The sequence below is a fragment of the Paludibaculum fermentans genome (genome assembly GCF_015277775.1).
GTDB lineage: Bacteria > Acidobacteriota > Terriglobia > Bryobacterales > Bryobacteraceae > Paludibaculum > Paludibaculum fermentans.
In genome coordinates, this window is sequence record NZ_CP063849.1 from 1,304,228 (window position 1) to 1,328,623 (window position 24,396).

A 24,396-nucleotide genomic window follows, 5' to 3' on the forward strand; every position below is an offset into this window, starting at 1 on the left:
AGGCATTCAATGAGCAAAGTCACACTGAAGAGTCTCAGCGAGGAGTTGGACGCATTACGCCAGCACCTGGCGGCGTTGACGGCCAAGATCGGCGAACTGGAGGGAGTGGCGGCCTCCGCTCCTTCCGGCAGTGTCGAAGTGGAAGCCGAAGAGAAGGTGGTCCCGCAGGAGCCGGAAGTGATTTCGGATGAAATCATGCTGGCGATTTCCGCCGCGGTCGCTGCCTATCTCGGTACACGGGCTCCCATCCGCACCGTCCGTCTGCTGGGTTCCACGGCGTGGGCCCAGGAGGGTCGCGTCAGCATCCAGGCCTCGCACCGCTTGAACGTACAGCATCACACTCTGAGGGTCAGGTAAGCAGGAGAGCAGCCGTGAAATTGAAGATTACGATTGACCAGAAAGTCTATGAAGTCGAGGTGGAAGCCTCGGCGCCGGAGCAGCCCCAGTTGCCGCCGGTGGGCTACCTCATGCAGCCTGCCGCCGTGCGCGTGCCCGCCGCTCCTCAGGCGCCGGCCGCTGCCCATGGCGGCGCCCCGGTGAACGAAGATAAGGTTTGCCGCAGCCCCATCTCCGGCATCGTTGTGAAGATCTCGGCGCAGGAAGGCCAGAGCATCCAGACCGGCGACACCATCCTCGTACTGGAAGCCATGAAGATGGAGACCAATATCACCGCCCCCGTGGCCGGCAAGATCTCCAAGATCAACGTGAATCCGGGCGACGGCGTCCAGGCGGGCGTTGTCCTGGTGGAATTCGAGTAAGGAGGCACATCATGGTAAACGAACTGATTGCCGCCGGCTTCGAATTTGTCGACCACGTCGCCATCGCCGTGAAGCAGGGTGAACTCGACGCGCAGGTACTGAAGTACAAGGCTCTGGGCTTTACTGAGCTGCACCGGGAAGAAGTCTACGGCAAGCACCAGGTGCGCGAAGTCCTGCTGCAGATCGGCGCGGGTCCGAACCTGATCCAGTTGCTCGAGCCGCTGTCGCCGGAGTCGCCGGTGGCCAAGCAGATCGAAAAGAGCGGCGGGCGGGGCGGTTTCGCTCATCTCGCTTTCCGGGTGAAGGACATCAACGTCGCCTACGCCGTCATGAAAGAGAAGGGCTTCAACCTGACGCAGGAACCCGGCCCCGGCTCGCGCGGCACGATGATCTTCTTCGTCCATCCGAAGGATTTCAGCTACCTCATCGAAGTGGTCCAGGAGGGCACAACTCATGCCTGATGCATCACCGGGCACCGATACACTGCGCCTGAAGGAAGAGTTCCCGCCGGTCTCCACGGCCGACTGGGAAGCGACCATCATCGCCGACCTTAAGGGCGCGGACTACGACAAGCGGCTGGTTTGGAAGACGGAAGAGGGCATTGCCGTACGGCCCTACTACCGGAAGGAAAACCTGCCCGCGCAGACAGCGCGTGCGTTGAATGCCGGCCCGTGGGCGATTGCCCAGGGGCCCGCCCCGGAAGGCGCCATTCAGGCCGCCGCCCACCACGAAGCGGGCGCCACCGCCGTCCAGGAGTTGGCCTACGCCATCGCCGAAGGCGCTGATCGTCTCGCCGCCGGCGCGGATCCAGCCCAGTCGTTTGTCTTCGCTGTCGGCTCCAACTACTTCGTCGAAATCGCCAAGCTGCGCGCCGCCCGCCTCCTCTGGAAGCGGGTGGTTTCCGCGTTTGGCCTGGCGGATGCGCCAGTGAAGATCCACACCGTCACGGCGCTGGAGAACAAGAGCATCTACGACCCCTACACGAACCTGCTGCGGGTCACCACCGAGGCTCTTTCCGGCGTACTGGGCGGAGCGGACTCGTTGAACGTGCAGGCGACCGGATTCCCCGATCGCCTGGCAAAGAACGTTCAACTCGTCATCAAGGAAGAGGCGCACCTGGATAAGGTGGCCGATCCGGCCGGCGGGTCGTATTACATCGAGGCATTGACGGACGCCCTGGCCCAGGCTGCCTGGAAGCTCTTCCAGCAGATTGAAGCCGAGGGTGGCTTTGCCGCTGCCCAGGGCACCATCTCGGCGGCCATCGCGGTCTCTCGCGCGGCCAAGGAGAAGGCGATCGCTTCGCGCCGCCGCGTTCTCGTCGGTGTCAACAATTACCCGGACATTCACGAGAAGGAACTGGATCACGCCGGCGCCTTGAGCGGCTGGCATCTGGCCGAGCCCATCGAACACATCCGGCTGCGCACGGAACGGTATGCCAAGACGGCAGGCAGGACGCCAAAGGTCCTGCTGTTGAAGCGGGGCGACCTCAAGATGAAGATGGCCCGCGGCCAGTTCTGCCAGAACTTCTTCGGCTGCGCCGGCTTCGACATCGAAGAGAGCGAAAGCTACGAAGGAACGGACGCGGCGCTGATTGTGTTGTGCAGTTCCGATCCTGAGTACATCGAGTTCGCCCGCGAAGTCTGCTCCAATGTGAAGGTGCCGGTGGTGGTTGCCGGTAATCCGAAGGAGCAGATCGAGGAGCTGAAGGTTCTTGGTGTGGCCGGCTTCGTTCATGTCCTCTCGAACATGGTGGACACCCTGAACGAGTGGCAGGACAAGCTGGGTATCGGCGGAAAGGAGGAGAAGTAAGCCATGCGTCCGGATTTCACAAAGATTGACTATGCGGCTCCGGCCCCTGAGGCCGCTCCTGCGTCCGCTGCGGCCCAGAACTGGATCACGAACGAACAGATCGCGGTGAAGCCTTACTACACCGAGGCGGATCTGGCCGGGCTCGAGCATCTCGAGTACGCGGCCGGCCTGCCTCCGTATCTGCGCGGACCTTACTCCACGATGTACGTCATGCGGCCCTGGACCATCCGGCAGTATGCCGGGTTCTCCACCGCCGAAGAGTCCAACGCCTTCTACCGCCGCAATCTCGCAGCCGGCCAGAAGGGTCTCTCGGTCGCCTTCGACCTGGCGACGCACCGCGGCTACGACAGCGATCATGAACGGGTGACGGGCGATGTCGGCAAAGCCGGCGTGGCCATCGATTCCGTCGAGGACATGAAGATCCTCTTCAATCAGATCCCGCTGGACCAGATGTCGGTGTCGATGACCATGAATGGGGCCGTGCTGCCCATCATGGCATTCTACATTGTGGCCGCCGAAGAGCAGGGCGTGCCGACGCAGAAGCTGAGCGGAACCATTCAGAACGACATTCTGAAAGAGTTCATGGTCCGCAATACGTATATCTACCCGCCGGCCCCGTCGATGCACATCATTGGCGACATCTTCCGGTATTGCTCCGAGCGGATGCCCAAGTTCAACTGCATCTCGATCTCGGGCTACCACATGCAGGAAGCGGGCGCGACGGCCGATATCGAGCTGGCTTACACGCTGGCCGATGGGCTGGAGTACCTGCGTACCGGCATCAAGTCCGGTTTGAATGTGGACGAGTTCGCGCCGCGCCTGAGCTTCTTCTGGGCCATCGGCATGAACCACTTCATGGAGATCGCCAAGATGCGCGCGGCTCGCGTGCTGTGGGCGAAGATCGTGAAGTCGTTTAACCCGAAGAACCCGAAGTCGATGGCTTTGCGGACGCATTCCCAGACCTCGGGCTGGTCGCTGACGGCGCAGGACGTGTTCAACAACGTGGTGCGTACGGCTGTCGAAGCCACTGCCGCCGCGCTGGGGCACACCCAGTCTCTGCACACCAACGCACTGGACGAAGCCATCGCGCTGCCCACCGATTTCTCGGCGCGCATCGCCAGAAACACCCAGATCTACCTGCAGGAAGAGACCGGCATCTGCCGCGTGGTGGATCCCTGGGCCGGCAGCTACTACGTCGAATCGCTGACCAATGAGCTGATGCAGAAGGCGTGGCATCTAATCCAGGAAGTGGAAACCCTGGGCGGCATGACCAAAGCCATCGAAACCGGCCTGCCGAAGATGCGCATCGAAGAGGCGGCGGCCCGCCGTCAGGCGCGCATCGACTCCGGCAAGGAGACGATCGTCGGCATCAACAAATACCGGTTGGAGCAGGAAGAACAGCTCGACGTGCTGATGGTTGACAACCAGGCCGTCCGCGAGAGCCAGGTCCGCCGGCTGAACGAAGTGAAGGCCTCGCGCGATTCCGCCGCGGTCCAGGCCTCTCTCGACGCGCTGACCAAGTGCGCTGAGACGGGCGAAGGCAACGTGCTGGAACTCGCCGTCACCGCCGCCCGCCTACGGGCGACGCTGGGCGAGATCTCGATGGCGCTCGAGAAGGTGCATGGGCGGTATCAGGCCGTGAACCGCACGATCTCCGGTGTCTACTCCAGTGAGAGTCAGAGCGATCCTGAGTTCCAGAAGGCCAGCAAGGCCGCTGAGGACTTCTCCAAGCTCGAAGGCCGGCGTCCGCGCCTGCTGGTTGCCAAGATGGGCCAGGACGGGCACGACCGCGGAGCCAAAGTGGTGGCCACCGCCTTCGCCGATCTCGGCTTTGACGTCGACGTCGGTCCGCTGTTCGCCACCCCCAAGGAAGTGGCGCGCATGGCCGTCGAAAACGATGTGCATGCGGTGGGCGTCAGTTCGCTCGCCGGCGGTCACAAATCGCTGGTGCCTGAGCTGGTGGCTGAACTGAAGCGGCTGGGCCGTGAGGACATCGTGGTATTTGTGGGTGGCGTGATTCCTCCCCAGGACTACGACGAGCTCAAGGCGGCCGGCGCGATCGATGTGTTTGGACCGGGTTCGGTGATTCCTGTCTGCGCGCAGAAGGTGCTGGCGGCATTGATGGAGATGCCGAGTGCCGCCTGATCCCACGCCAGGCGCAACATCCGGCGGCGGGCGGCCTCGACGGGGCCGCCTGTCCGCTGAAGCATATGTGGACGGCGTCCTGCGCGGCGATCGAGTCGTGCTGGCGCGCGCCATTACCGTCATAGAAAGCGAACTCCCTTCAGACGGCGACCTGGCCGAACGGGTCCTGGAAGGCGTGCTGCCGAGGTCCGGCGGTTCGCGCCGCATCGGCATCACCGGAGTGCCCGGGGCAGGGAAGTCCACCTTCATCGATACCCTGGGCCTGCATCTTGTCCGTGAACACGGCGAGAAGGTGGCCGTTCTCAGTATCGATCCCTCCAGTCCGATCTCCGGCGGCAGCATTCTCGGTGACAAGACCCGCATGGAACGGTTGTCGATGGAGGAGGCCGCGTTCATCCGCCCCTCTCCGTCGAAGTGCCATCTCGGCGGCGTCGCGCGGCGCACACGCGAGACCATCCTGCTGTGCGAGGCGGCCGGCTTCCGGAATGTCATCGTCGAGACGGTAGGGGTCGGGCAGAGCGAGACCGCGGTCCGGTCAATGACCGATTACTTCCTGCTGCTGATGATCTCCGGAGCGGGCGACGAGTTGCAGGGCATCAAGCGCGGCATCATCGAGATGATCGACGGTATGGTCATCAACAAAGCGGACGGCGACAACAAGCCGCGAGCTGAGCGCGCCCGCGTCGAGTATTCGAACGCCCTGCACCTGTTTCCGATGAGCCCGGACGGGTGGTCGCCGAAGGTGCTGACCTGCTCGTCCCTCACCGGCGAAGGCGTGCCCGAGGTCTGGGAATCGGTGCTCGAGCATCGGGCGCAGATGAAGGCCAACGGCCATTTCCACGATCGCCGCCGCCGCCAGGCCCTCAACTGGATGCAGGAGTTGATCAGCCTCGGCCTGGAGGCACAGTTCAAGTCAGACCCCCAGGTGAGCGCTCGCCTGCCGTTGATGACGGAGGAAGTCCGCCGGGGTCACATGAGTTCATTCAGCGCCGCCCGCGAGCTGCTGGCGCTATTTCATCCGGCCCGCAAGGGCTCCGAATAGGAGTTAGGTTCTCGTATGTCACTACCGTTCCCCATTCTCACCGCGGAAGAGGCGGCTGAGCTGATTCATCATGGCTCCACTATCGGGTTTAGCGGATTTACTCCGGCGGGCGCGGCCAAGGCCATTCCCTTTGCGCTGGCCGAGAAGGCCAAGCGGGAACACGCCGCGGGACGCGAATTCAAAGTCGGCGTGCTGACGGGCGCCTCCACCGGCAAGTCGCTCGACGGCGCGCTGGCCGAAGCCGAGGCGATCAGCTTCCGTACGCCGTATCAGTCCAACGCGATCCTGCGCAAGCAGATCAACTCGGGCCAGGTGAAGTTCGTCGATATGCACCTGTCGCTGCTGCCGCAGAATGTGCGCTACGGCTTCCTGGGTCCAGTGCATTGGGCCGTGGTGGAAGCGTGCGACATTACGCCGGGCGGCGGCATCGTGTTGTCCACCTCAGTGGGTGCGGCGAACACCTACCTGCGCCTGGCGGACAAGGTCCTGATCGAATTGAACGCCAAGCACCCAGCCACCCTGCTGGGCATGCACGACATCTTCGAACCGCTGGATCCCCCGGCCCGCCAGGAGATTCCGGTCTACGCGTCGTCCGACCGCATCGGTTCGCCCATCTGCGTCGTCGATCCCAAGAAGATCGCCGGTGTTGTCCTGACGAACCAGGCCGACGAAACGGCCGGCTTTGACGAACCTACACCCGTGACCGACCAGATCGGGCAGAACGTGGCGGACTTCCTCGTCGCCGAAATGAAGGCCAATCGTATTCCGCCGCAGTTCCTGCCGCTGCAATCGGGCGTCGGCAACATCGCCAACGCGGTGCTGGGCGCCCTGGGCCGCAGCAAGGAAGTGCCGGCCTTCGAGATGTACACCGAAGTGTTGCAGGACTCCGTTGTGCCGCTGCTCGAAAGCGGCCGCTGCACCTTCGCTTCCACCTGCGCGCTGACCCTGTCGCCCGCGGCGATGAAGAACGTGACGTCGAACATCGAGTTCTTCAAGAGCCGCATTCTCATGCGTCCGCAGGAGATCTCGAATCACCCTGAGATCGTGCGGCGCCTGGGGATTGTGTCGATGAACACGGCCATCGAAGTCGACCTCGGCGGCAACGTCAATTCAACGCACGTCATGGGCAAGACGATGATGAACGGCATCGGCGGTTCGGGCGACTTCACCCGCAACGCCTACCTGTCGATCTTCTCCTGCCCGTCGACGGCCAAGGGCGGCAAGATCTCCGCCATCGTGCCGCTAGCTTCGCACATGGATCACAGCGAGCACTCGGTGCAGGTCATCATCACGGAACAGGGTGTCGCCGACCTGCGCGGCAAGGATCCGCGCGAGCGAGCCGAACTGATCATCAACCACTGCGCGCATCCGGACTATCGCCAGCAGTTGCGCGATTACCTGGCGTTCACCGCGCCGACGAGCCATGAGCCGCTGTCGCTGTCGCTGGGCCTGGCCATGCACCGCCAGTTCACGCGGAGCGGGGATATGCGGAACATTAATTGGGCGGATTACCGATAATAGTTGGATGAGTTCGAGAAAGCGCGGCAGGCCCACGTTCAACGGGCTTGCCGCGCATTCGTTTTTTTGTGGCATGCCTCCGAACCGGCTAGGCTGTCCCCTCCGGCTGCGGCACTGGCGCAGGGTCCTCAAGGCGATCCGTCGTGCGCGCCACCATTGGCCTGATCTGGCCAGTTCAGTGGAACACAAGATCAGGCAGGGCGCGGCCGTGGAGGCCACGCTATGCGCGGCAATCACAAACCCCTCGGCCGGCCATTTCTGGCGCGGCAGCTCAGCCCGGATCCTGGGGCCTGGGCGCGCAATGTGTAGCACCAATCCGTAACGGGCTCAGGCCGCCCCGCGGAATCGAATAGCATGGTGGAGGCACCATGAAACTCACATTCCTCCTGCTCGCCTGCGCCGCCGTACTTTCCGCCCAAACCCCCGCCGCCGAACCCACCGAACTCTCAAAGCTCAAGACCACCGTCGATCGCCAGGAGCGCACGCTCAAGGACTGGCCCAACCTCAATCGCTACCGGGCCGAAAACGCCACCGTCGTCGCGCCCGTGGCCGGTGAGGAGCGCGTCGTCTTCATGGGCGATTCCATCACCGATGGCTGGGGCCGCCGCTATGGCAAGTTCTTCCCCGGCAAGCCGTACATCAATCGCGGCATCAGCGGCCAGACCACTCCGCAGATGTTGCTGCGCTTCCGCGCCGATGTCATCGAGCTGCACCCGAAAGTCGTCGTGATTCTCGCCGGCACCAACGACATCTCCGGCAACACCGGTCCCATGACGCTGAAAGAAACCGAGGCCAACCTGATGTCGATGGCGGAACTCGCCCGCGCCAACGGCATCCGGGTCGTCCTCTCCGCCTTACTGCCCACCTGCGACTACATCCGCCCGCAGACGGATCGCCGGCCCAACGAGAAGATCCGCGAACTGAACATCTGGATGCGCGGCTACGCTGCCGGTACCGGCGCTGTCTTCCTCGACTACTTCACGCCCTCCCTCGACGACAAGCAGGTCCTCAAAAAGGAGCTCACCTACGATGGCCTGCACCCGAACGAGGCAGGCTACGAAGTGATGGGACCCCTGGCCCAGAAGGCCATCGACGTCGCCCTCGCGAAGTAGGCCATCCATGCGGTACACGCTGCTCGCGCTCATCGGCTCTCTGGCCACGGCCTCCGCCCAGCCGCAACAGGATCTCGACACCCTGCTGCGTCTGCTGCCCGCGTCCAATACCAAGATCACCGGCCGCATCAATGCCAGGGACAAGAGCTGGGAAGAGTGGCAGCGCCGCACCGGCGAATTGCCACCCGACTTCTCGAAACTGCCCAGGCGGCCGTTCCTGCCGGATCCGCTTGTTGACGTCAAGACGGGAGCCGCGATCCACACCCGGGCGGAGTGGGCTGCCCAGCGCGAGCACGTCCGGGCCCTCTACGAGCAGTGGGTCTTTGGCCGCATCCCACCCAAGCCCTCCAACCTGAAGGTCACAGTTCAGCGCGAGTCCAAGGACGGCGCGCTGACCATCCGCGAAGTCCTGCTGGAGTTTGGTCCGGAGCACAAGGCCCGGCTCCACGTGCAGCTCATCCTTCCGCCCGGCAAGGGGCCGTTCCCTGTCTTCCTGACGAATCATCCGCGCACCCGCGCTTGGGTGAACACAGCGGTGCGCCGCGGCTACATCGGAGCCATCTACCAGGCGATGGACCCGGTCTATGGCTTTGAGGACGACAGCGAGACGTTTATCGAGGCTTATCCCGACTACGACTTCTCCTGCCTCGCCCGCTGGGCCTGGGCCGGCATGCGCGCCGTCGATTTCCTGCAGACCGTGCCGGAGGTCGACAAGGCCCGCATCGCCATCAGCGGGCATTCGCGCAACGGCAAGCAGGCGCTGCTGGCCGCGGCTCTCGACGAACGCATCGGCGCCATTGCGCTCTCCAGCGGCAACACCGGGGAAGGGAATCCGTGGCGCTTCACTACCGACGCGTTCTACAACGAGAGCCTGGACGGCATCACCACCAACTTCCCGCACTGGTTCCACCCGCGCCTGCGCTTCTTCTCGGGCCGCGAGGATCAGCTGCCCATCGACCAGAATCTGCTGATGGCGATGGTGGCTCCCCGAGGCCTGCTGCTGGCGTCCGCCTATTCGGAAGGGCAGGGCGCTCCGTTTGGGTTTGAACAGGCCTACCGCAGCGTCAAGCGCGTGTACGATTGGTTCGGAACGCCCGGCAAGGTCGGCCTCTCCCTACGCGCGGGCGAGCACCCCACCACCGCGGAAGACATCGAGAAGTACGTCGACTTCTTCGACCTCGCCTTCGGCCGCACCAATGGCAAGCCGCCGGAGACGTGGGTGCTCGGCTACGATTTCGATACCTGGAAGCGGCTCAGCGGGGAAACCGCGGCCAAACCCGGTCCGGATCCCCTCCGCTACCTTCTCGGCGACGAGCCCGCCGGCCTCACTTACCCGGCCGCCAGCGCAGTCAAGGCTTCGGCGTTCTCCAGCGACGGCTGGCTCGCTGACCTCTACCACCGCCCCCTCCAGATCGCCGGAGCCAAATATGCGCCCATCGCGTTTGGCGATGATCTCAAGGCGGATCTCTACCTGCCTGCCTCCCGCGTGGCCCAGGGCCAGCGCGTACCCGTCGTCATCTGGCTGCACCCCTACAGCCACTCCACTGGCTACTCCCGGCAGGGCCGCCGCCCCATAGAGGAGTTCGTGAAGCGTGGCTTCGCCGTCCTGGCGTTCGACCAGATCGGCTTCGGTACCCGCATTCACCAGCAGCTCGACTTCTACCGACGCTACCCGCACTGGTCGCTGCTCGGCAAGATGGTGGCCGATACGCGCGCCGCCGTCGCCGCCATGCGCAGCCTGGATGTGATCGATCCCGGCAAAGTTTATCTGGCCGGATTCTCCCTGGGCGCCCGGGTCGCCTTGTGGACCGCCGCACAGGAGCCCGCCGTCACCGGCATTGCCATGGTGGGCGGCTTCCAACCCTTGAAGCTCTCCACGCCGGACGACGGCTCAGAGGGGATCCGCCACTTCTCCCACTTGCACGGCCTGATGCCGCGCATGGGCTTCTACCTCGGCAAAGAAGCGCAGTTGCCCGCCGACGAGAGCGACGTGCTGTCGCGCCTCGGCTCGCGCCCGGTCTTCCTGATCAGCGGCACTCTCGACCACTACGCGCCGGTCGATCAGGTGCGCCGCGGAGTGGCCGGCCGCTCGAATGTGAAGCTTCTGACCCCGGAAGACTTTCACCGTGACACGCCCGCCAGCATCACGGCCACGGCCGACTGGCTGGCGGCCCAGGCACAGAAATAGCTCTACGGCAAGTCCATCGAGCCAAGAGCCGCTGCGATCCGCGCCCCCACCCGGGCGTTGTTCTTGATCAGCGCGATGTTGCTTTCCAGGCTCCGCCCGCCTGTGAGTTCTTTGATCTTGGAGAGCAGGAACGGGGTCAGCGCCTTGCCCCTGATCCCCGCGGCCTCCGCCTGCTCCAGCGCTCCGTGAATGGCAGCCCGGGTCACTTCTTCCGGCAGGGCCTGCTCCTCCGGCAACGGCACAGCCACCAGCAGTCCGCCGTCCAGCCCCAACCTGCGCTTGGCTGCAAAGACGCTTGCCACCTCTTCCGCGTCATCCACTCGCCAGCCGCTGCTGAACCCACTGCGTCTCGAGTAGAACAGCGGAAACTGGTCACTGCCCCAGGTCGCCACCGGTACGCGCTGCGTCTCCAGCCATTCCAAGGTCGCGCCGATATCCATGAACGCCTTGGCGCCGGCGCACACCGTGATCACCGGGTAGCCGGCGATCGCAGGCAGATCCGCTGAGATATCGAAGTCCCTGGAAGCATGCGGACCCACTGCCCCGATTCCGCCCGTCACGAAAACCCGGATCCCCGCCGCCGCCGCGATGGCGATACTCGCACCGGCCGTGACCGCCGCATTTCGACCCTGCGCCACCGCCAGCGGGATATCCCGCTCGCACGCTTTCAACACGCCCGGCTCCGAACCCATCCGCCGGATCTCCGCCTCGCTCAAGCCCACGATGATGCGGCCATCCAGGATCCCCAGCGTCGCCGGAGTCGCGCCTTGCGCCGCGACAATCGACTCCACCTCCAGCGCCGTCTCCACATTCACGGGATACGGCATGCCATGCGCGATGATCGTGGACTCCAGCGCCACCACGGGCAGCTTCGCCCCCCGCACGCGCGGCGCAATCCACAGTTGATCGGACTTCATCCCCTCAGGATGGCCCATTTCAACAGTTCCGCGTGCGACAAGCCTTCCGGCGGATCCAGCCCCAGGAACCGCAGAGCCTCCTCGATGGCGGGCCCGGGCCGTGTCGAATCCACAGGGGCGGCCCCGGTCTGTTTACTCAGCTTCTCCCCGGCGGCGTTGCGAACCACCGGAACGTGCAGGTAGCGCGGCTCCGGATGTCCCAGCCGCCTCTGCAGGTAGATCTGCCGAGGAGTGGAGGCCAGCAGGTCCTCCCCGCGCACGACATCCGTAATCCCCTGGTCCGCGTCATCCACCACCACGGCGAGTTGATAGGCGAAGAACCCATCGGCCCGCCGCAGGACGAAGTCCCCCACCTCCGCCAGCAGATTCTGTTCCTGCGGACCCATTGCCCGGTCGGTAAACCTGACCGCCTCATCCGGCACCCGCACCCGCCACGCCCGCGCCGCGCGCCCTTCTGGCAGCCCGTTCCGGCACGTCCCCGGATACGGCTTCTCGCCACTGGCCGCAACCGTGATGGCCGAGTCCGCGATCTCCTTCCGCGTACATCCGCAAGGGAAGACCTGCCCGGCTGTCCGCAATCGCTCCAGCGCGGCGCGGTACAGCTCTTTCCGCTGGCTCTGGTACACCACCGGCCCGTCCCAGGTCAGCCCGAACGCCTCCAGCGTGCGCAGGATCTCGTCCGCCGCGCCGGGCACGCTGCGCGGCTCATCCACGTCCTCCATCCGCACCAGCCACGCGCCGCCTGCCCGGCGCGCGTCGACATAGCTGGCCACGGCCGCTACCAGCGATCCCTGGTGCAGCGGACCCGTCGGCGAAGGTGCGAATCGTCCTCGATACGGCATGCAGGGCGGCCCCGTTCCGGCCGCTCCCCACATTGTCCCAAAGCCCGCCCCGCAGCCGCGCGAAGCTCGTGGGAATGCCCCCGCCGCATGCTGTAAACTCGTCGGAAGTGGGTGCTTTCAGGCCGTCCAACCCGTGCACCCTCCACCCGTGCGTTGAAGGGAAGGGTCCGTCATGAAAGTCCGCTCCGCCTGTCTTGCCGCCGTCTGCCTGCTGGGCACGCTGCCCGTTGCCACCGCCCAACAGGAGGCGACACCCCCGGCCGGAAACTACAGCGCCGACCGTCCCGTCGACTTCCTCCACATGAAGCTCGAATACCGCTTCACCGCCAAGGAAATCGCTGAACGAGTCGCCGAAGGCCGCGTCACCTTCACCCTTACGCCGATCGCCCAACCGGTCCGCTCCCTGCGTCTCGATGCGGTGGACATGCGGATCCTCGACACCCAGGTCAACGGCGAGACCGTCACGTTCAGCTACGACGACAAGTCCCTCGAAATCCCCTTCGCCGCCCCGGTCGAGCCCGGCCGCAACGTCGATGTCACCGTGCACTTCCGCGTCGAGCGCCCCGATCGCGGTCTCCACTTCATCCTCCCCAACGCCAACGACCCCCAGAAACAGACCGTCGTCTACACCATGGGCGAAGGCATGGACGCCCGCCACTGGCTGCCCGCCCACGACTGGCCGAACGAGCGCTGGACCTCCGACCTGCTCATCACCGTGCCCAAGGGCTTCTCCGCCGTTTCCGTCGGCAAACTGGTAGGTTCCACTCCGGCCGGCGACGACGTCACATGGCACTGGAAAAGCGACCAGCCCACGGACCCGCACATGCTCGGCTTCGCCGTCGGCCGCTACGTCAAGCTCGAGAACACCTGGCGCGGGCGCCCGGTCCTCGCCTTCGTCCCCGCCGGCAAAGAGGCCGCGGGCCGTTACACCTTCCGCCGCGTGAACCAGATCCTCGACTTCTACTCCGAGCTCACGGGCGTCGAGTATCCTTACGACTCCTTCGCCCACGCCGCCGTCACCGACCATCATCACCGCGGCATGGAACACGCCGGCTTCTCCATGATCGATCCGGCCATGTTCAGCACCGGACCCAACGACGATGGCCTGGAGCCGCTGGAGCCCGGCTGGCCCGGTTACACCATCGAGACCAACCTCGTTGCCCACATGCTCGCCCATAGCTGGTTCGGCGGCATCGCCAGTTACCGCAACGCCTCCCAGGGCTGGCTGAACGAGGGCTTCGGAACCTACCTCCACATGCAATGGGCCGGCCACGCCGACAATGAGGCCGTCTTTCTCTCTCTCATGCGCGGAGCCGCCCAGGGCCTCTCCTTCACCGACTCCAGCGAAACCGGACGTCCCATGGTCTGGCGGCAGTTCAACCAACCCATGGAGGTTTTCCAGTACGATGGCGGCAAGATCTATTGGAAGGGTGCCTGGATCGTCCACATGCTGCGCAGCCAGCTCGGCGACAAGGTCTTCTGGGGCGCGGTCAAAAACTACTTGAACGATCATCGCTGGGGCAGCGTGGAAACGGCGGATCTGCGCCGCGCGTTGGAAAAGGAATCGGGCCGCGACCTCGAGCGCTTCTTCGATCAATGGGTCTACGGCAAGGGTATCCCGCGCCTCAAGGCCGCCTACCGCTGGGATCCCGTGAAGAAGTCCGCCACTCTCACCCTGCAGCAGACACAACGAATTGCCGCTGACAGTCCCGTCTTCAACCTCCCCATCGAGTTGTACTTCCGCGTCGCCGGCAAGGACGAGTGGCGCACTGTGGAACTGGACCGCGCTACGCAGGACTACCCGTTCTCCTTCGACTCCGCCCCCGAGGCCTTCGCCATCGACGCCCACGGCAAGCTGCTCTCCACTCTCACGGTGGAAACCCCGCGCGCCATGCTCGAATGGCTCGCCACCAGCGGACCCACGCCCCTGGCCCAGATCCGCGCAGCCGAGGCGCTCGGCACCCAGACGGCCAGTTCCTCCACCGCCGCCCTTTCCCGCCTGCTGCTCTCACCGACCGCCCTCTGGCCGGTCCGCCAGGTCGCGGCGACGGCCCTGGGCCGCCTCCAGATGCCCGAGGCCGCGCAGGCTCTCCTCGATGCGGAGAACTCCGGCATCGCCGATCCGAGAGTGCTCAGCGCCGTCCTGGCCGCGCTATCGGCCTATCCCTTCAACACGCCCGCCCACCAGGTTCTCCTCCGCTACGCCGCGGCCAGCCCGGTCGACAAGCTCCAGGCGATGGCCGCCCGCCAGTTGGGCCGCATGAAGGCCTCCCCTGAACTCCAGAAGGCTAGCCTGGCGCTGCTGGTGAACACGGCGAAGTCCTCGCCCCGGCCCATGGTCCGCGTCGCCGCCATCCAGTCGCTGGAACAGGCGGACGCCATCTCCGCCTACGACACTCTCTCAGACCTGGCTACCAAGCCGGGCGATCCCAACATCCGCAGCCGCGCCATCACGGCCCTGGGCGTGTTGGGCCGCGATGAGAAGCTCCGCGAGCGCACGTTCATCGCGCTCTGCGGGTGGCTCGACGATCCCGACTACGCTGTCCGTCCCTCGGCCGCCCGTGCCCTCGGCCGCCTGGGTGATGCACGAGCCCTGGGGCAGCTCACCACCGCGGCCGGCAGCCCGCGTACTGTGCTGGAGAAGGAAGCCCTGGAAGGCGCGCTCCGCAGCTTGCGCACTGCCCCCGATCCGCGCGTGTTGCCCGCGGGCGTGGTCGACCGCCTGGCCAGTATGGAGAAGGAGAATGCGCAGTTGAAAGAGCGTCTGGCGGATGTCACAAAGCGCCTGGGTGCGCTGGAATCGAAGAAAGAGACGCCCGCGAAGTAACGGGCTGCTTAGGCGAGCAGAACCCGCACGCCCTGGGCTTCCAGCATCTGCCGGTGCTCCAGGCTGAGCTCCGTATCGGAGATCACGATGTCGGCCACATCCAGCGGAGCCAGCGGCACCATCGCCGCCCGGCCGAACTTGGTATGATCGGCCACCAGGATGACGCGCCTTGAGGCTTCGATCATCTTGCGCTCCGATCCCACCAGCAGGGTGTTGTTGTTGCTGAATCCGGCCTCGGTGACGCCGCCGATGCCCATGATCAGGACATCCGCGCTCACGCTGGCCAGCATCTGCTCGCACAACTGGCCCAGCATCACACGCAACCTGGGGTACAGATACCCGCCTGTGAGCGTCAGCTCGATCTGCCGCGACTGTTCAAACACCTCGGCAATCGCCAGTGAATTCGTCAGCACGTGCAGCGAGCGCGAGACGAGCTCCCGCGCCACGGCTGCCGCCGTCGACCCGCCGTCCAGCAGGATGGTCTGCCCGTCTTCCACCAGGCCTGCCGTGACGCGCGCAATGCGGCGCTTCTCTTCGGCCATGCGGCCGCTTTGCCACGTGTAGTCGAGTAGTTGGTCGTGCGTCTGCAGCGCCAGCGCGCCGCCGTGCACCCGCTTCAGGACGCTGTCTTTTTCCAGCAGGCTGAGATCCCGCCGCACCGTCGATTCCGAGGCGTTGAGCAGGCTGCACAGCGTCTCGAGATCGACGAACTCCTGAGATTCAAGGATCTCCCGGATTTTCAGCAGGCGCCCAGCCGCTTTCATTGGGAGATCAGCTGGTCTTCTTGTTCAGTGCGGCGAGCACCGCATCGGCTACGCTCTGCACCAGCGACTCCATGTCGTCGGTCTGTGCGGCTGCTGGTTTCAGTCCACCCGCGCCGGGGCGCGGAGGCAGGGAAATGGGCGTTTCCGGACTCATCACGTCGCACACCTGGCATTCGTCCAGGCCAAAGCGGGCATCGGGGATCCCCAGCTTCTGCTTGATCGCCAGCAGGTCGGTCGCCTTCGCGCCCGGAATCTGCGAGATCGGCGCGCCCAACTGGCTCGCGATCAGCAACGTGTGGCAGTAGGTCTCCACCACCTCGGCATACCACTCGGCATGCGTCACCGTATCGGCCCAGCACACGATGCCGTGATTGCCCAGAAGCACGGTATTGTGCGTCCGCACATAGGGAATCACGGTCTCGGCGAACTTCTGCGTACCCGGAGTCTCGTACGGCGACACCGCAATGCTGCCCACGAACACTTCGTATTCAGGGATCACACAGTTCGGAGGCACGCGGCCCGTAATCGCATACGCGGTCGCATGCGGCGGATGGCAGTGCACCACACCCTTGGCGGCCGGCACGGCCTTGTAGATCTCCAGGTGCAGCAGGATCTCGCTGGTGCGCGGACGGGCGCCATACAACTGCGTACCCTTCAGGTCCACAATGCACAGGTCCGCCGGAGTCAGGTCGCCCTTGCTGATCAGCGTAGGCGTGCAGATCACCGCGTCCTCGCCAATCCGGTAGCTGATGTTGCCGCCGTTGCCGTCCACATACTGCCGGTGCCACAGCTTGTGTCCGGCATGCACGATTTCAGCCTTGATCGCTTCCGCTTCGGGCGAGTAGAACAGCTTCTCCCACTGCGTGCCCGCGCCCACCACATTCGCACCCGCTGCCGGAGCAGATGCCGCGGCAGCCGGACTGGAGCCGCTGTTCAGCTTCAACTGATTCGAAGCCACCAGATCCTGGGCGGCCGGCGTAAACACGGCGTTCTCGCGGACCAGCAGCTCTTTCGCGCCGCTGCGCACCGCTGCTTCCACGTCCTCGGCGCAGATCACCTTCAGGTCCTTCAGATCCGCACTCTTCATGCTCTTACCTCGAATTCCATATGTCCCGCTAGATGACCCGCAACGCCCCGCCGCCAATCGTCAGTTGGCGCTCCCGGGTAAATGTCAGCGGTGTCGTCACGCCCTCGCCCGTGGGCGTCGCAATGCTGAAGCTGAGATAGCCGGCGCCATCCGTACCCAGCGCCGCCGTACACGGGGCGTTGTGCACAAACAGCGTGGTGTTCATGGCCCTGGCCATCTTCGTCACGTTCTCGATGTTGCGCGAGTGGATCAGCGCCGTGTGCCGGTAGCCGTGCTCGGCCTTCACCGAGGCGGCGATGCCCGCATTCACGTCTTTCACCTTCACCAGCGGCAGGAACGGCATCATCTGCTCTTCCTGCACGAAGGCGTGATCCTCGTTCGTTTCACCGAACAACAGCGGAGTGCCCGCCGGCACCTTCACGCCGGCCGCCGCCGCCAGCACGGCCACGTCCTTGCCGATCAGTTCCTTGCGCACATGCGCATGGCCGCAGCCCTTGCCTTCGCCATCCCAGCGGAAAGCCGCTTCGGTCAGCCGCTCCACCGCCGCAAAGTCGAGTTCCACCGCGCCTGCGCGCTTCATGGCGGCAATGAACGCATCCCACACCTGCGCCACGACGAAGACTTCCTTCTCGCCGATGCACAGCAGGTTGTTGTCGAACGAAGCGCCCGCGATGATCGCCTTCGCCGCTTCATCCAACTGCGCGGTCTCGTCCACCACCACGGGAGGATTCCCGGGACCCGCTGCAATCACGCGCTTGCCGGACTTGCCCGCCGCGCGCACCACCGCCGGACCGCCCGTCACGCACAACAGCGCGATGCCCGGATGATGGAACATCTCTTCCGCCGCGCGGATGCTCGGATCCTGCATCGTCACCAGGGCATTCGTGATGCCTGTGGCCTTCTCGATCTCGCGGTTGAACACCTGCAGCGCCCGTGCCGCCACCTTGGCCGCGGCCGGATGCGGGCTGAAGACCGCCGTGTTGCCCGCCGCGATGATGTTGATCGCGTTGCTGGCCATGGTCGGCACGGAGTGCGTCGCCGGCAGCACCATCCCGATCACGCCCCACGGAGCGCGCTCAATGATGCACAGCCCCGAAGCATCGCTCCGCGACTGGCTGGTCATCGCTTCCACGCCCAGCACGTACTTGACGTTCTCGAGCTTCGCAATCTTGTGGTCCAGCCGGCCCAGGCCCGTCTCTTCCAACTCCAGCCGGGCCCACTCCTGCTTATTCTGTTCGCACAGCCGCCGGATGATGGTGATGATCTGCCCGCGTTGTTCCAAGCCCAGCGCCGCGACCTTTACCTGCGCCTCAGCCGCGGCCTTCACGGCGGCGTCCACTGAAGGCAATACACCGTCGCCCAGCGCAGCGACCGCCTTGGGCGAAACCTGTGCAGCCGCGGGCTTTGCCTGTTGCTGCAAGCGGAGCAATACCTGCTCGGCGATCTCGGCAACCAGTTGATCCCGATTCATGGTCATGATGTCTTAGCCTGCCCCGCTGCCTACTTCGGCAGGACGTTCTTTACATCACTGTGGGGCCGCGCAATCACGTGGACGCTGACCACTTCGCCCACCGGCCGTGCCGCCGCCGCGCCCGCTTCCACGGCCGCTTTCACCGACGCGACGTCGCCCGTCACAAACGCCGTGCACAGGCCGCTGCCCACTTTCTTCCAACCCTTGAATTCAACGGTCGCCGCCTTCAGCATCGCGTCCGTGGCGTACACCAGGGGCACCAGACCCTTGGTCTCGATCATTCCAATCGCTGCTGTGATTTCCATGTGAGTTTCCTTGTCCGGCGACTAGCGCAGAATCCCTTCCACCAGGCCGTCATGCGGCCGCGGAATCACGTGCGAGGCAACCAGTTCGCCTACGCGCCGGGCCGCATGCGCGCCGGCATCCACCGCCGCCCGTACACTGCCCACATCGCCGCGCACCACCGACGTGACGAAGCCGCCGCCAATCTCGATGCTGCGGATCAACTGCACGCTGGCCGCTTTGCACATCGCGTCGGAGGCTTCAATCAGGCCCACCAGGCCGCGCGTCTCAATCAGGCCCACCGCCAGTTGGCTGTCCGGTTCCGCCGCCGCGCCGTTGCCCTTGCGGGCCGCCTGCTGCAGGAACAGATCCAGACCGTCGTGCGGACGGGGGATGACTTGCACACAAGAGAGTTCGCCGACGCGGCGCGCCGCTGCCGCGCCCACATCCGTGGCCGCCTTTACCGCCGCCACATCACCTTCCACAAACGCCGTCACCAGGCCGCTGCCCACCGTTTCCCAGCCGACGAACGTCACGTTCGCCGCCTTCAACATGGCGTCCGAAGCCTCAAACAGGGCGACCAGGCCTTTGGTCTCGATCATGCCCAACGCTTGTCTCATCAGTCCTTTTCTCCTGTACGGCCGGCACCGGGGCCGCCGTCCGTCTTCCCGAAATCAAATCCTCGACCGGTGCTGCCGGACACTCCCGCTGCCATGGAGCTCGCGCACGAGTCTGCGCTTATCCTATCGACCTTTCCTTTTCAAAGTCAATCAGAAGCGAGCAAAAGGAATCATCGCTCGAATCCGCCGCAAAGACCGCCTCATGGCCACATACTGCTGCGCCTCGCCCGCGATCAAACCGGCAAAATGCTCCGCCGCCTGGAAGTAGTACATGTCCAGCCGCGGCAGGAACGCCGGATCGGCGCCGCTGCGTACAAAATCCAGCTCCACGCTGCAGCACCAGTCAAACCGCTCACCCGCCATCCGCCTGGCCTGGGCATCGGCGGCGCCATAGGGATAGGCGAACGTCCGCACTTTCCGGCCGGTCCGCTGCTCGATCTCGCAGCGGCTCTCGTCCAGTTCTTCCGCCACGCTGGCCGCAGTGAGGTTCCGCAGGTCAGCATGCGTCGCTGTATGCGCGCCGACACTCACGCGGTGGCTCCACAACTGCCGCAACTGATTCCAATCCATTAGCGGCCGACCAGGACCCGACCCCGCCCACGCCGATTGCTGCCCGCACAGTCGCGTCACGGCAAACACGGTGGACGGGAATCCGAAATCGTCCAGCACCGGCAGGGCGTGCTCAAAGAAGTTCACATAGCCATCGTCGAAAGTGATGGCCGCCGCATTCGACGTGGCCGCGATCAGTTCCAGCGGCACCACCTTCCGGCCGCTCGCGTTCAGGGCGGCCATCTGGCGCCGGAACAACTGGGGTGTGACGGAAATGACTGACCCGGATTCGTCCAGGGAGTGATAAGTCAGGATGAACGAATCAGCGCTGGCCATGGTCGGAAGTGGCCTGCACCGTGGATCGCTGGAACGCGTGCCGCCACGTATGCCGCACGAGCCCCATTGCGAACGACAGGCCGTTATAGAAGTGGTACAGCAGATGGAATGGAATCGCCGCCAGCGTGAACCACCGGCCGCGCTTTTCCGCCAGGAAAATGTAGAACTGCGAATTCAGCACCAGCACCAGCAGCAGAATCAAGGCCGCGGGCAGCGCCAGAGGGTGGTGGGGCAGGTACTTGCCGATCACCGCCAGCGCCAGCACGAAGTACAGCACCGTGACGATCTTCAACATCAGCCCGCGGGTTCCGTGCTTCAATTCGTAGCGGTGGCGCAACAGCAGGGCGGGGAACGTCAGCACCACCAATGGGATGATCCCCATCATGCGGTGCCACCAGGCCAGCCCCACAATCAGCAGGCCCGTCCCGAACATCGTCAGCAATACGGCCTTCGACCGTTTCGCCGCGCCATCCAGCCAGTAGCGGCCCAGCAGGAAAAAGACAAAGGCGAATAGCGGCGTCAGGAAGTAGCCCCGCCAGTAGATGGAGCACGCCATGCCGAACAGCGTCAGGACATACACCAGCGCCACGCTCACTCGCTGGCTCAACTGGATGTTGAGGTCGTTGGGCATGTGCTTGTCGCGCAGGATCAGTTCCGTCCACGGGATGCCGCGGTCGAAGATATCGGTCTTCAGCAGATTCCAGAAACTCCAGCGTTTCAGGTGCTTCACTTGCACATTGCGGTCCAGCACGATGCGCCGCCCTGCTTCGGTCAGCCGGTAGCCCAGTTCGATGTCTTCAATCGCGGGCCGGTCATAGCTTTCGTTGAAACCGCTATAAGCGAAGAACACTTCTCGCCGGATCGCGCCGCAACCGCTCCAGAACGTGCAGGCCTCGCTCCGCGAGGTGTGGTGCACAAAGCAGTGCATGAGATTCTTGTACTGCGACAGGAAGTCCGGCTCGGCGGGGTCGTCATCATACGATCCGATCAGGGCATCCAACCCCGCATCGGCAAAGGCGTCCGACACCAACTCCATCGTATTGGGATGCACGCAGACATCCGCGTCGAGAAAGAAGAGCACATCGCCCGTGGCGCTTTGAGCCCCGAGATTCCGGGCATGCGCGGGACCGGACTGTTTCTCGGTGTGGAGAACCCGCGCCCAGTACCGTTCCGCCACGGCGGCCGAATCGTCGGTGGAACCGTCATCCACCACCAGCAATTCGTACGGCTTCACCCGCGACGCGGTGAGCGCCGTCAATGCCTGTGTGAGGACAGCGCTGCCGTTGTAAACCGGGATGATGACCGTCAGCTTGGGAGCAATTGCGCTCATCTGGGAGACCGAATGAACTATCTTCACACACTCCGGCTGGATTATCGCCGCAATTGCAGCCTGGATGAAGGAACCGAAATGTTTGAGAAGCGGCCGGCGTCAGCGTCCGGGCGCGATTCAGTTCACCGCGTTGCCCTCTACGTTCCACCCGTCCACTGCCACCACGGGCTGCCCGTGCTTCACTTCCGTCAGCCGGTAGGACGCCGAAACCGTCCGCTTCTCCCCCGGCATCAGCACGAAGTAGTTGTCCTCCCACAGCACCGGCAGGATCTCCACTTCATGCGCCGGATCGGTGGGATTGTCCGGATCCAACTCACTCGTGTTCACCTTCAGGTGCACGGAAAACGCCAGGCTCCGGGACGGATTCTCCAGCGTCACCCGCGTCCAACCCCGCTCGCCGTCCTTTTCATTGCGGAAAGAAAAGTTCACTTTCACCGGCGGCAGGCTATTCAGTCCCTTCAGATCCGCGAATTCCTTGGTAGGCGTCACATACCAGGTGGACTTCGCCCAATCCAGCACTTCCGGCTTGGTCGACAGCCAATAGAAATTCGTGCTGACCGTCTTGCCCGAGGCATCCTCCAGCGCCAGCCGCACAAAGTAGGTTGTGGACAGCCCCTCCAGGGCAGGCAGCGTCAGTACCCGCGTGGACCTGTCCGCCCCCGCGTCCACCACCGCCACCTTTGACCACTTCTCCGTCATATCCAGGTTGTAGACCCAGGCCTTTGCCTTCAGCCCCGCAAACCCCTGATACAGCGAATTGACGACAACAATCGAGCCATCGTCGTAACTGTACTGGATGTGCAACGGTTCACAGCCCTTCTTGGCCCCGAAGTAACTGCCGCCCGGCCGCAGATACCAGTCATACAAGTGCCAGATCATCGACGGCCAGGCGTTGTTCAGCATCCACTGGATGACTCCCGTCGATTTGTACTTATTGCGCCCGAAGGCTTCGAACATCGCCCGGTGTCCCTCGTAGGCCATCACCTGGGCCTTTCGGGAGTACTCCTCGACACCCGCCGATGGTCCGTAGCGGGCGTTCAGCGCTTCCGTAAACACCTTTACGTCCTTGAACACAGAGCCGCCGGAATGGAAGTCCCAAACCTCGTTGATGGGCCACAGCTTGTCCTCGGGCAGCATCGCCCGCAGGCTGTCCACCGGCGGCACCGCCGGTCCCGGGCTCGTCTCTGTATTGAACCCGTGAGCCCCGCCGCGGTCCTTGTCCAGCAGCCAGTAGCTGGGCGCGATGTATTCGTACGGTCCCGTCATCTTGATGCCGGTCTGCCCGGTCACCTCGGTGGGCTTCGAAGTGGCCGACGACTGGAACGGATTCGGCCAGTTCAACTCTTTCAGGATCTGGACGTACATCTTCTCCACTGCGGGCACCGGCGGCCCATCGCTGCCGTTCAGCCAGGTGAACACCGCCGGATGGCTCCGCAGCCGCCGGATCTGGTCCCTCAACGACGCGCCGGCAATCGAGTGATCTTCTTCCTTCCAGTTCTCCCACTTCTCCCAGTGGTCGCAGCAGCACCAGCCGGCCATCACCAGGATCCCCATCTCGTCGCACATCTCCAGGAAATGGTCGTCCTCGATCTTGCCTTCCATGCGCACCGTGTTCAGGTTCATGTCGCGGACATACTCGAGATCGGCGCGCTGGCGCTCCGGTGAACTCCGGAGCAGCATATCGAACGAATAGCCCGCGCCTCGAATCAGGATGTTCTTCCCGTTCACCTGGAAGATGCGGTGATTCTCCTCGTTCAACCGAGAGGTGACTTCCCGGATTCCGAAACGAAGCGAACTCGAGTCAGAGACCGACCCGCCGGTTTCAAACTCCAGCTTCAGCGGATACAGGTTCTGCGGACCCGTCTGCACCGGCCACCACAGCCTCGGGTTATCGAGCCTGAGCTGTGCGAACTCGCCCGGCTCCAGGCTGACGACCTTGGTTTCTCCCGCGCCCAAATGCACGGCCTTCGCAAACGTGATGCCCTCAATCTGTCCCTTCAGGGTCCCTTTCACCGGCTTGGTCGACCCGTTCCGCAACTCCGCCGTCACCGTCAACTCAGCCTTGGTGTTCTCCGGCAGGTTCAGGTGCGAAATGACCTGCGGAAACCGGATGGAAACCGGACCCGTAGCGTCCAGATGCACGTTGCGCCACAAGCCCATGCCCTTGTCCGCCGGCGTCGGATTCCAATCGACAAACGTGATGCCCAGGTCGTCCGGTTGCGGCGGGAAGATCTCCACTGCCAGCGCGTTCTTCGCTCCTGCCTTGACCAGCCCGCTGACATTGAACTCGAACAGCCGCCAGGCTCCAGCCATCTTGTCCGCGTCCGCCACCTGCCGCCCGTTCAGCCACACATTGGCGCGGTAGTTGATTCCGTCGAAACGAAGCCACAGCGTCTTGTCCCGGAACTCGGCCGGCGTGGTGAACTCGGTCCGGAACCACCACGAGCCCCGGAACGGGCTCTCCGGCGGCATGGCCAGGTTCGAGAAGTTGCCGGCGATGGGATACGTCGTGCCCGCGATCTGGCGCAGGTTCATGCCGTAGTAAGGATCCGCGTAGATGCCCAACTGCGCCAGGGCGCTCACCACGGTGGAGGGCATGGTGGCTTTGTACCACCCCTTCACGCTGAATCCCGGCGTCGAGACCACGGCGCCGGAACTTGCCGCGGCCGACGTGGGTTGAATCGCCCAATTCTCTTTCAATGTCAAAGTTGCACCGCGAGGGCCTTCGGCGGCCGTGGCCGCCAGGGATACCGCTACCAACAGATAAAGAAGCTTCATGGTCCAGACCTGGATGTCACA

At 64.2% G+C, this 24,396-nt stretch carries 20 protein-coding genes; 10 read left to right on the forward strand and 10 right to left on the reverse strand.

Annotated features, from left to right (window positions below):
* The first annotated feature begins 9 nt into the window (after positions 1-9).
* From IRI77_RS05260 to IRI77_RS05300, 9 genes are all read left to right on the forward strand, one after another.
* Positions 10-357 (forward strand): hypothetical protein, encoded by a 348-nt coding sequence (locus IRI77_RS05260; protein ID WP_194451029.1) that lies wholly within the window; start codon positions 10-12, stop codon positions 355-357.
* 14 nt (positions 358-371) lie between these two features.
* Positions 372-758 carry a biotin/lipoyl-containing protein gene (locus IRI77_RS05265; protein ID WP_194451030.1) on the forward strand — a complete coding sequence of 129 codons (387 nt, stop codon included), beginning with the start codon at positions 372-374 and terminating at the stop codon, positions 756-758.
* An 11-nt stretch (positions 759-769) separates the two neighbouring features.
* The gene (locus IRI77_RS05270; RefSeq protein WP_194451031.1) at positions 770-1,219 is read left to right on the forward strand and encodes a VOC family protein; all 450 of its coding nucleotides are present in this window, start codon (positions 770-772) and stop codon (positions 1,217-1,219) included.
* Positions 1,212-2,567 carry a methylmalonyl-CoA mutase family protein gene (locus tag IRI77_RS05275; protein WP_194451032.1) on the forward strand — a complete coding sequence of 452 codons (1,356 nt, stop codon included), beginning with the start codon at positions 1,212-1,214 and terminating at the stop codon, positions 2,565-2,567. Before IRI77_RS05270 ends, IRI77_RS05275 begins: the two co-directional genes overlap by 8 nt.
* A 3-nt stretch (positions 2,568-2,570) precedes the next feature.
* Positions 2,571-4,712, forward strand: coding sequence for a methylmalonyl-CoA mutase (gene scpA, locus IRI77_RS05280; protein ID WP_194451033.1), 2,142 nt, complete (start codon positions 2,571-2,573; stop codon positions 4,710-4,712).
* Entirely contained in the window at positions 4,702-5,754 is a 1,053-nt protein-coding gene (gene meaB, locus IRI77_RS05285) for a methylmalonyl Co-A mutase-associated GTPase MeaB (protein WP_228486606.1), read from the forward strand. The genes scpA and meaB overlap by 11 nt, the downstream gene beginning before the upstream one ends.
* A 15-nt stretch (positions 5,755-5,769) precedes the next feature.
* On the forward strand, positions 5,770-7,272 hold the full coding sequence (locus IRI77_RS05290) for an acetyl-CoA hydrolase/transferase family protein (protein ID WP_194451034.1): 1,503 nt from the start codon (positions 5,770-5,772) through the stop codon (positions 7,270-7,272).
* 368 nt (positions 7,273-7,640) lie between these two features.
* Positions 7,641-8,384 (forward strand): SGNH/GDSL hydrolase family protein, encoded by a 744-nt coding sequence (locus IRI77_RS05295; RefSeq protein ID WP_194451035.1) that lies wholly within the window; start codon positions 7,641-7,643, stop codon positions 8,382-8,384.
* 7 nt (positions 8,385-8,391) lie between these two features.
* The gene (locus tag IRI77_RS05300) at positions 8,392-10,572 is read left to right on the forward strand and encodes an alpha/beta hydrolase family protein (protein ID WP_194451036.1); all 2,181 of its coding nucleotides are present in this window, start codon (positions 8,392-8,394) and stop codon (positions 10,570-10,572) included.
* Between the two features lie 2 nt (positions 10,573-10,574).
* Here the strand turns inward: IRI77_RS05300 and IRI77_RS05305 are convergent, their stop codons facing one another.
* Positions 10,575-11,489, reverse strand: a complete 915-nt coding sequence (locus IRI77_RS05305; RefSeq protein ID WP_194451037.1) for a pseudouridine-5'-phosphate glycosidase — start codon at positions 11,487-11,489, stop codon at positions 10,575-10,577.
* Positions 11,486-12,331: a tRNA glutamyl-Q(34) synthetase GluQRS gene (gluQRS, locus tag IRI77_RS05310; RefSeq protein WP_194451038.1), complete on the reverse strand. Its 846-nt coding sequence runs from the start codon at positions 12,329-12,331 to the stop codon at positions 11,486-11,488. The genes IRI77_RS05305 and gluQRS overlap by 4 nt, the downstream gene beginning before the upstream one ends.
* Before the next feature lie 172 nt (positions 12,332-12,503).
* On the opposite strand from gluQRS, the gene IRI77_RS05315 reads away from it, so the two are divergent.
* The gene (locus tag IRI77_RS05315) at positions 12,504-15,158 is read left to right on the forward strand and encodes a M1 family aminopeptidase (protein ID WP_194451039.1); all 2,655 of its coding nucleotides are present in this window, start codon (positions 12,504-12,506) and stop codon (positions 15,156-15,158) included.
* An 8-nt stretch (positions 15,159-15,166) separates the two neighbouring features.
* Here IRI77_RS05315 and IRI77_RS05320 read toward each other — a convergent pair whose 3' ends face one another.
* The 8 genes from IRI77_RS05320 to IRI77_RS05355 all read right to left on the reverse strand — a co-directional run bounded on the left by IRI77_RS05320 (position 15,167) and on the right by IRI77_RS05355 (position 24,375).
* On the reverse strand, positions 15,167-15,922 hold the full coding sequence (locus tag IRI77_RS05320) for a DeoR/GlpR family DNA-binding transcription regulator (RefSeq protein ID WP_194451040.1): 756 nt from the start codon (positions 15,920-15,922) through the stop codon (positions 15,167-15,169).
* Between the two features lie 7 nt (positions 15,923-15,929).
* Complete coding sequence (locus IRI77_RS05325) at positions 15,930-17,009, reverse strand: class II aldolase/adducin family protein (protein WP_194451041.1); 1,080 nt, start codon at positions 17,007-17,009, stop codon at positions 15,930-15,932.
* Between the two features lie 28 nt (positions 17,010-17,037).
* Positions 17,038-18,486 (reverse strand): aldehyde dehydrogenase, encoded by a 1,449-nt coding sequence (locus tag IRI77_RS05330; RefSeq protein ID WP_194451042.1) that lies wholly within the window; start codon positions 18,484-18,486, stop codon positions 17,038-17,040.
* Positions 18,487-18,509: 23 nt separating this feature from the next.
* Positions 18,510-18,785, reverse strand: a complete 276-nt coding sequence (locus tag IRI77_RS05335; RefSeq protein WP_228486607.1) for a BMC domain-containing protein — start codon at positions 18,783-18,785, stop codon at positions 18,510-18,512.
* 21 nt (positions 18,786-18,806) lie between these two features.
* Positions 18,807-19,382, reverse strand: coding sequence for a BMC domain-containing protein (locus tag IRI77_RS38465; RefSeq protein ID WP_323745317.1), 576 nt, complete (start codon positions 19,380-19,382; stop codon positions 18,807-18,809).
* A gap of 150 nt (positions 19,383-19,532) precedes the next feature.
* Positions 19,533-20,267 carry a polysaccharide deacetylase family protein gene (locus tag IRI77_RS05345; protein WP_194451043.1) on the reverse strand — a complete coding sequence of 245 codons (735 nt, stop codon included), beginning with the start codon at positions 20,265-20,267 and terminating at the stop codon, positions 19,533-19,535.
* Positions 20,254-21,597, reverse strand: a complete 1,344-nt coding sequence (locus IRI77_RS05350; protein WP_194451044.1) for a glycosyltransferase family 2 protein — start codon at positions 21,595-21,597, stop codon at positions 20,254-20,256. Before IRI77_RS05350 ends, IRI77_RS05345 begins: the two co-directional genes overlap by 14 nt.
* A gap of 117 nt (positions 21,598-21,714) precedes the next feature.
* The gene (locus IRI77_RS05355) at positions 21,715-24,375 is read right to left on the reverse strand and encodes a glycoside hydrolase family 2 protein (protein ID WP_194451045.1); all 2,661 of its coding nucleotides are present in this window, start codon (positions 24,373-24,375) and stop codon (positions 21,715-21,717) included.
* Positions 24,376-24,396: the final 21 nt, after the last annotated feature.

What these genes read in the sequence shown, in the direction of transcription:
- IRI77_RS05350 (WP_194451044.1), bottom strand. Translation starts at nt 21,597, where the DNA reads ATGAGCGCAATTGCTCCCAAGCTGACGGTCATCATCCCGGTTTACAAC.
- gluQRS (WP_194451038.1), bottom strand. Translation starts at nt 12,331, where the DNA reads ATGCCGTATCGAGGACGATTCGCACCTTCGCCGACGGGTCCGCTGCAC.
- IRI77_RS05275 (WP_194451032.1), top strand. Translation starts at nt 1,212, where the DNA reads ATGCCTGATGCATCACCGGGCACCGATACACTGCGCCTGAAGGAAGAG.
- scpA (WP_194451033.1), top strand. Translation starts at nt 2,571, where the DNA reads ATGCGTCCGGATTTCACAAAGATTGACTATGCGGCTCCGGCCCCTGAG.
- IRI77_RS05260 (WP_194451029.1), top strand. Translation starts at nt 10, where the DNA reads ATGAGCAAAGTCACACTGAAGAGTCTCAGCGAGGAGTTGGACGCATTA.
- IRI77_RS05315 (WP_194451039.1), top strand. Translation starts at nt 12,504, where the DNA reads ATGAAAGTCCGCTCCGCCTGTCTTGCCGCCGTCTGCCTGCTGGGCACG.
- IRI77_RS05290 (WP_194451034.1), top strand. Translation starts at nt 5,770, where the DNA reads ATGTCACTACCGTTCCCCATTCTCACCGCGGAAGAGGCGGCTGAGCTG.
- IRI77_RS05295 (WP_194451035.1), top strand. Translation starts at nt 7,641, where the DNA reads ATGAAACTCACATTCCTCCTGCTCGCCTGCGCCGCCGTACTTTCCGCC.
- IRI77_RS05325 (WP_194451041.1), bottom strand. Translation starts at nt 17,009, where the DNA reads ATGAAGAGTGCGGATCTGAAGGACCTGAAGGTGATCTGCGCCGAGGAC.
- IRI77_RS05270 (WP_194451031.1), top strand. Translation starts at nt 770, where the DNA reads ATGGTAAACGAACTGATTGCCGCCGGCTTCGAATTTGTCGACCACGTC.
- IRI77_RS05300 (WP_194451036.1), top strand. Translation starts at nt 8,392, where the DNA reads ATGCGGTACACGCTGCTCGCGCTCATCGGCTCTCTGGCCACGGCCTCC.
- IRI77_RS05305 (WP_194451037.1), bottom strand. Translation starts at nt 11,489, where the DNA reads ATGAAGTCCGATCAACTGTGGATTGCGCCGCGCGTGCGGGGGGCGAAG.
- IRI77_RS05355 (WP_194451045.1), bottom strand. Translation starts at nt 24,375, where the DNA reads ATGAAGCTTCTTTATCTGTTGGTAGCGGTATCCCTGGCGGCCACGGCC.
- IRI77_RS05320 (WP_194451040.1), bottom strand. Translation starts at nt 15,922, where the DNA reads ATGAAAGCGGCTGGGCGCCTGCTGAAAATCCGGGAGATCCTTGAATCT.
- IRI77_RS05335 (WP_228486607.1), bottom strand. Translation starts at nt 18,785, where the DNA reads ATGGAAATCACAGCAGCGATTGGAATGATCGAGACCAAGGGTCTGGTG.
- IRI77_RS38465 (WP_323745317.1), bottom strand. Translation starts at nt 19,382, where the DNA reads ATGAGACAAGCGTTGGGCATGATCGAGACCAAAGGCCTGGTCGCCCTG.
- IRI77_RS05330 (WP_194451042.1), bottom strand. Translation starts at nt 18,486, where the DNA reads ATGACCATGAATCGGGATCAACTGGTTGCCGAGATCGCCGAGCAGGTA.
- IRI77_RS05345 (WP_194451043.1), bottom strand. Translation starts at nt 20,267, where the DNA reads ATGGCCAGCGCTGATTCGTTCATCCTGACTTATCACTCCCTGGACGAA.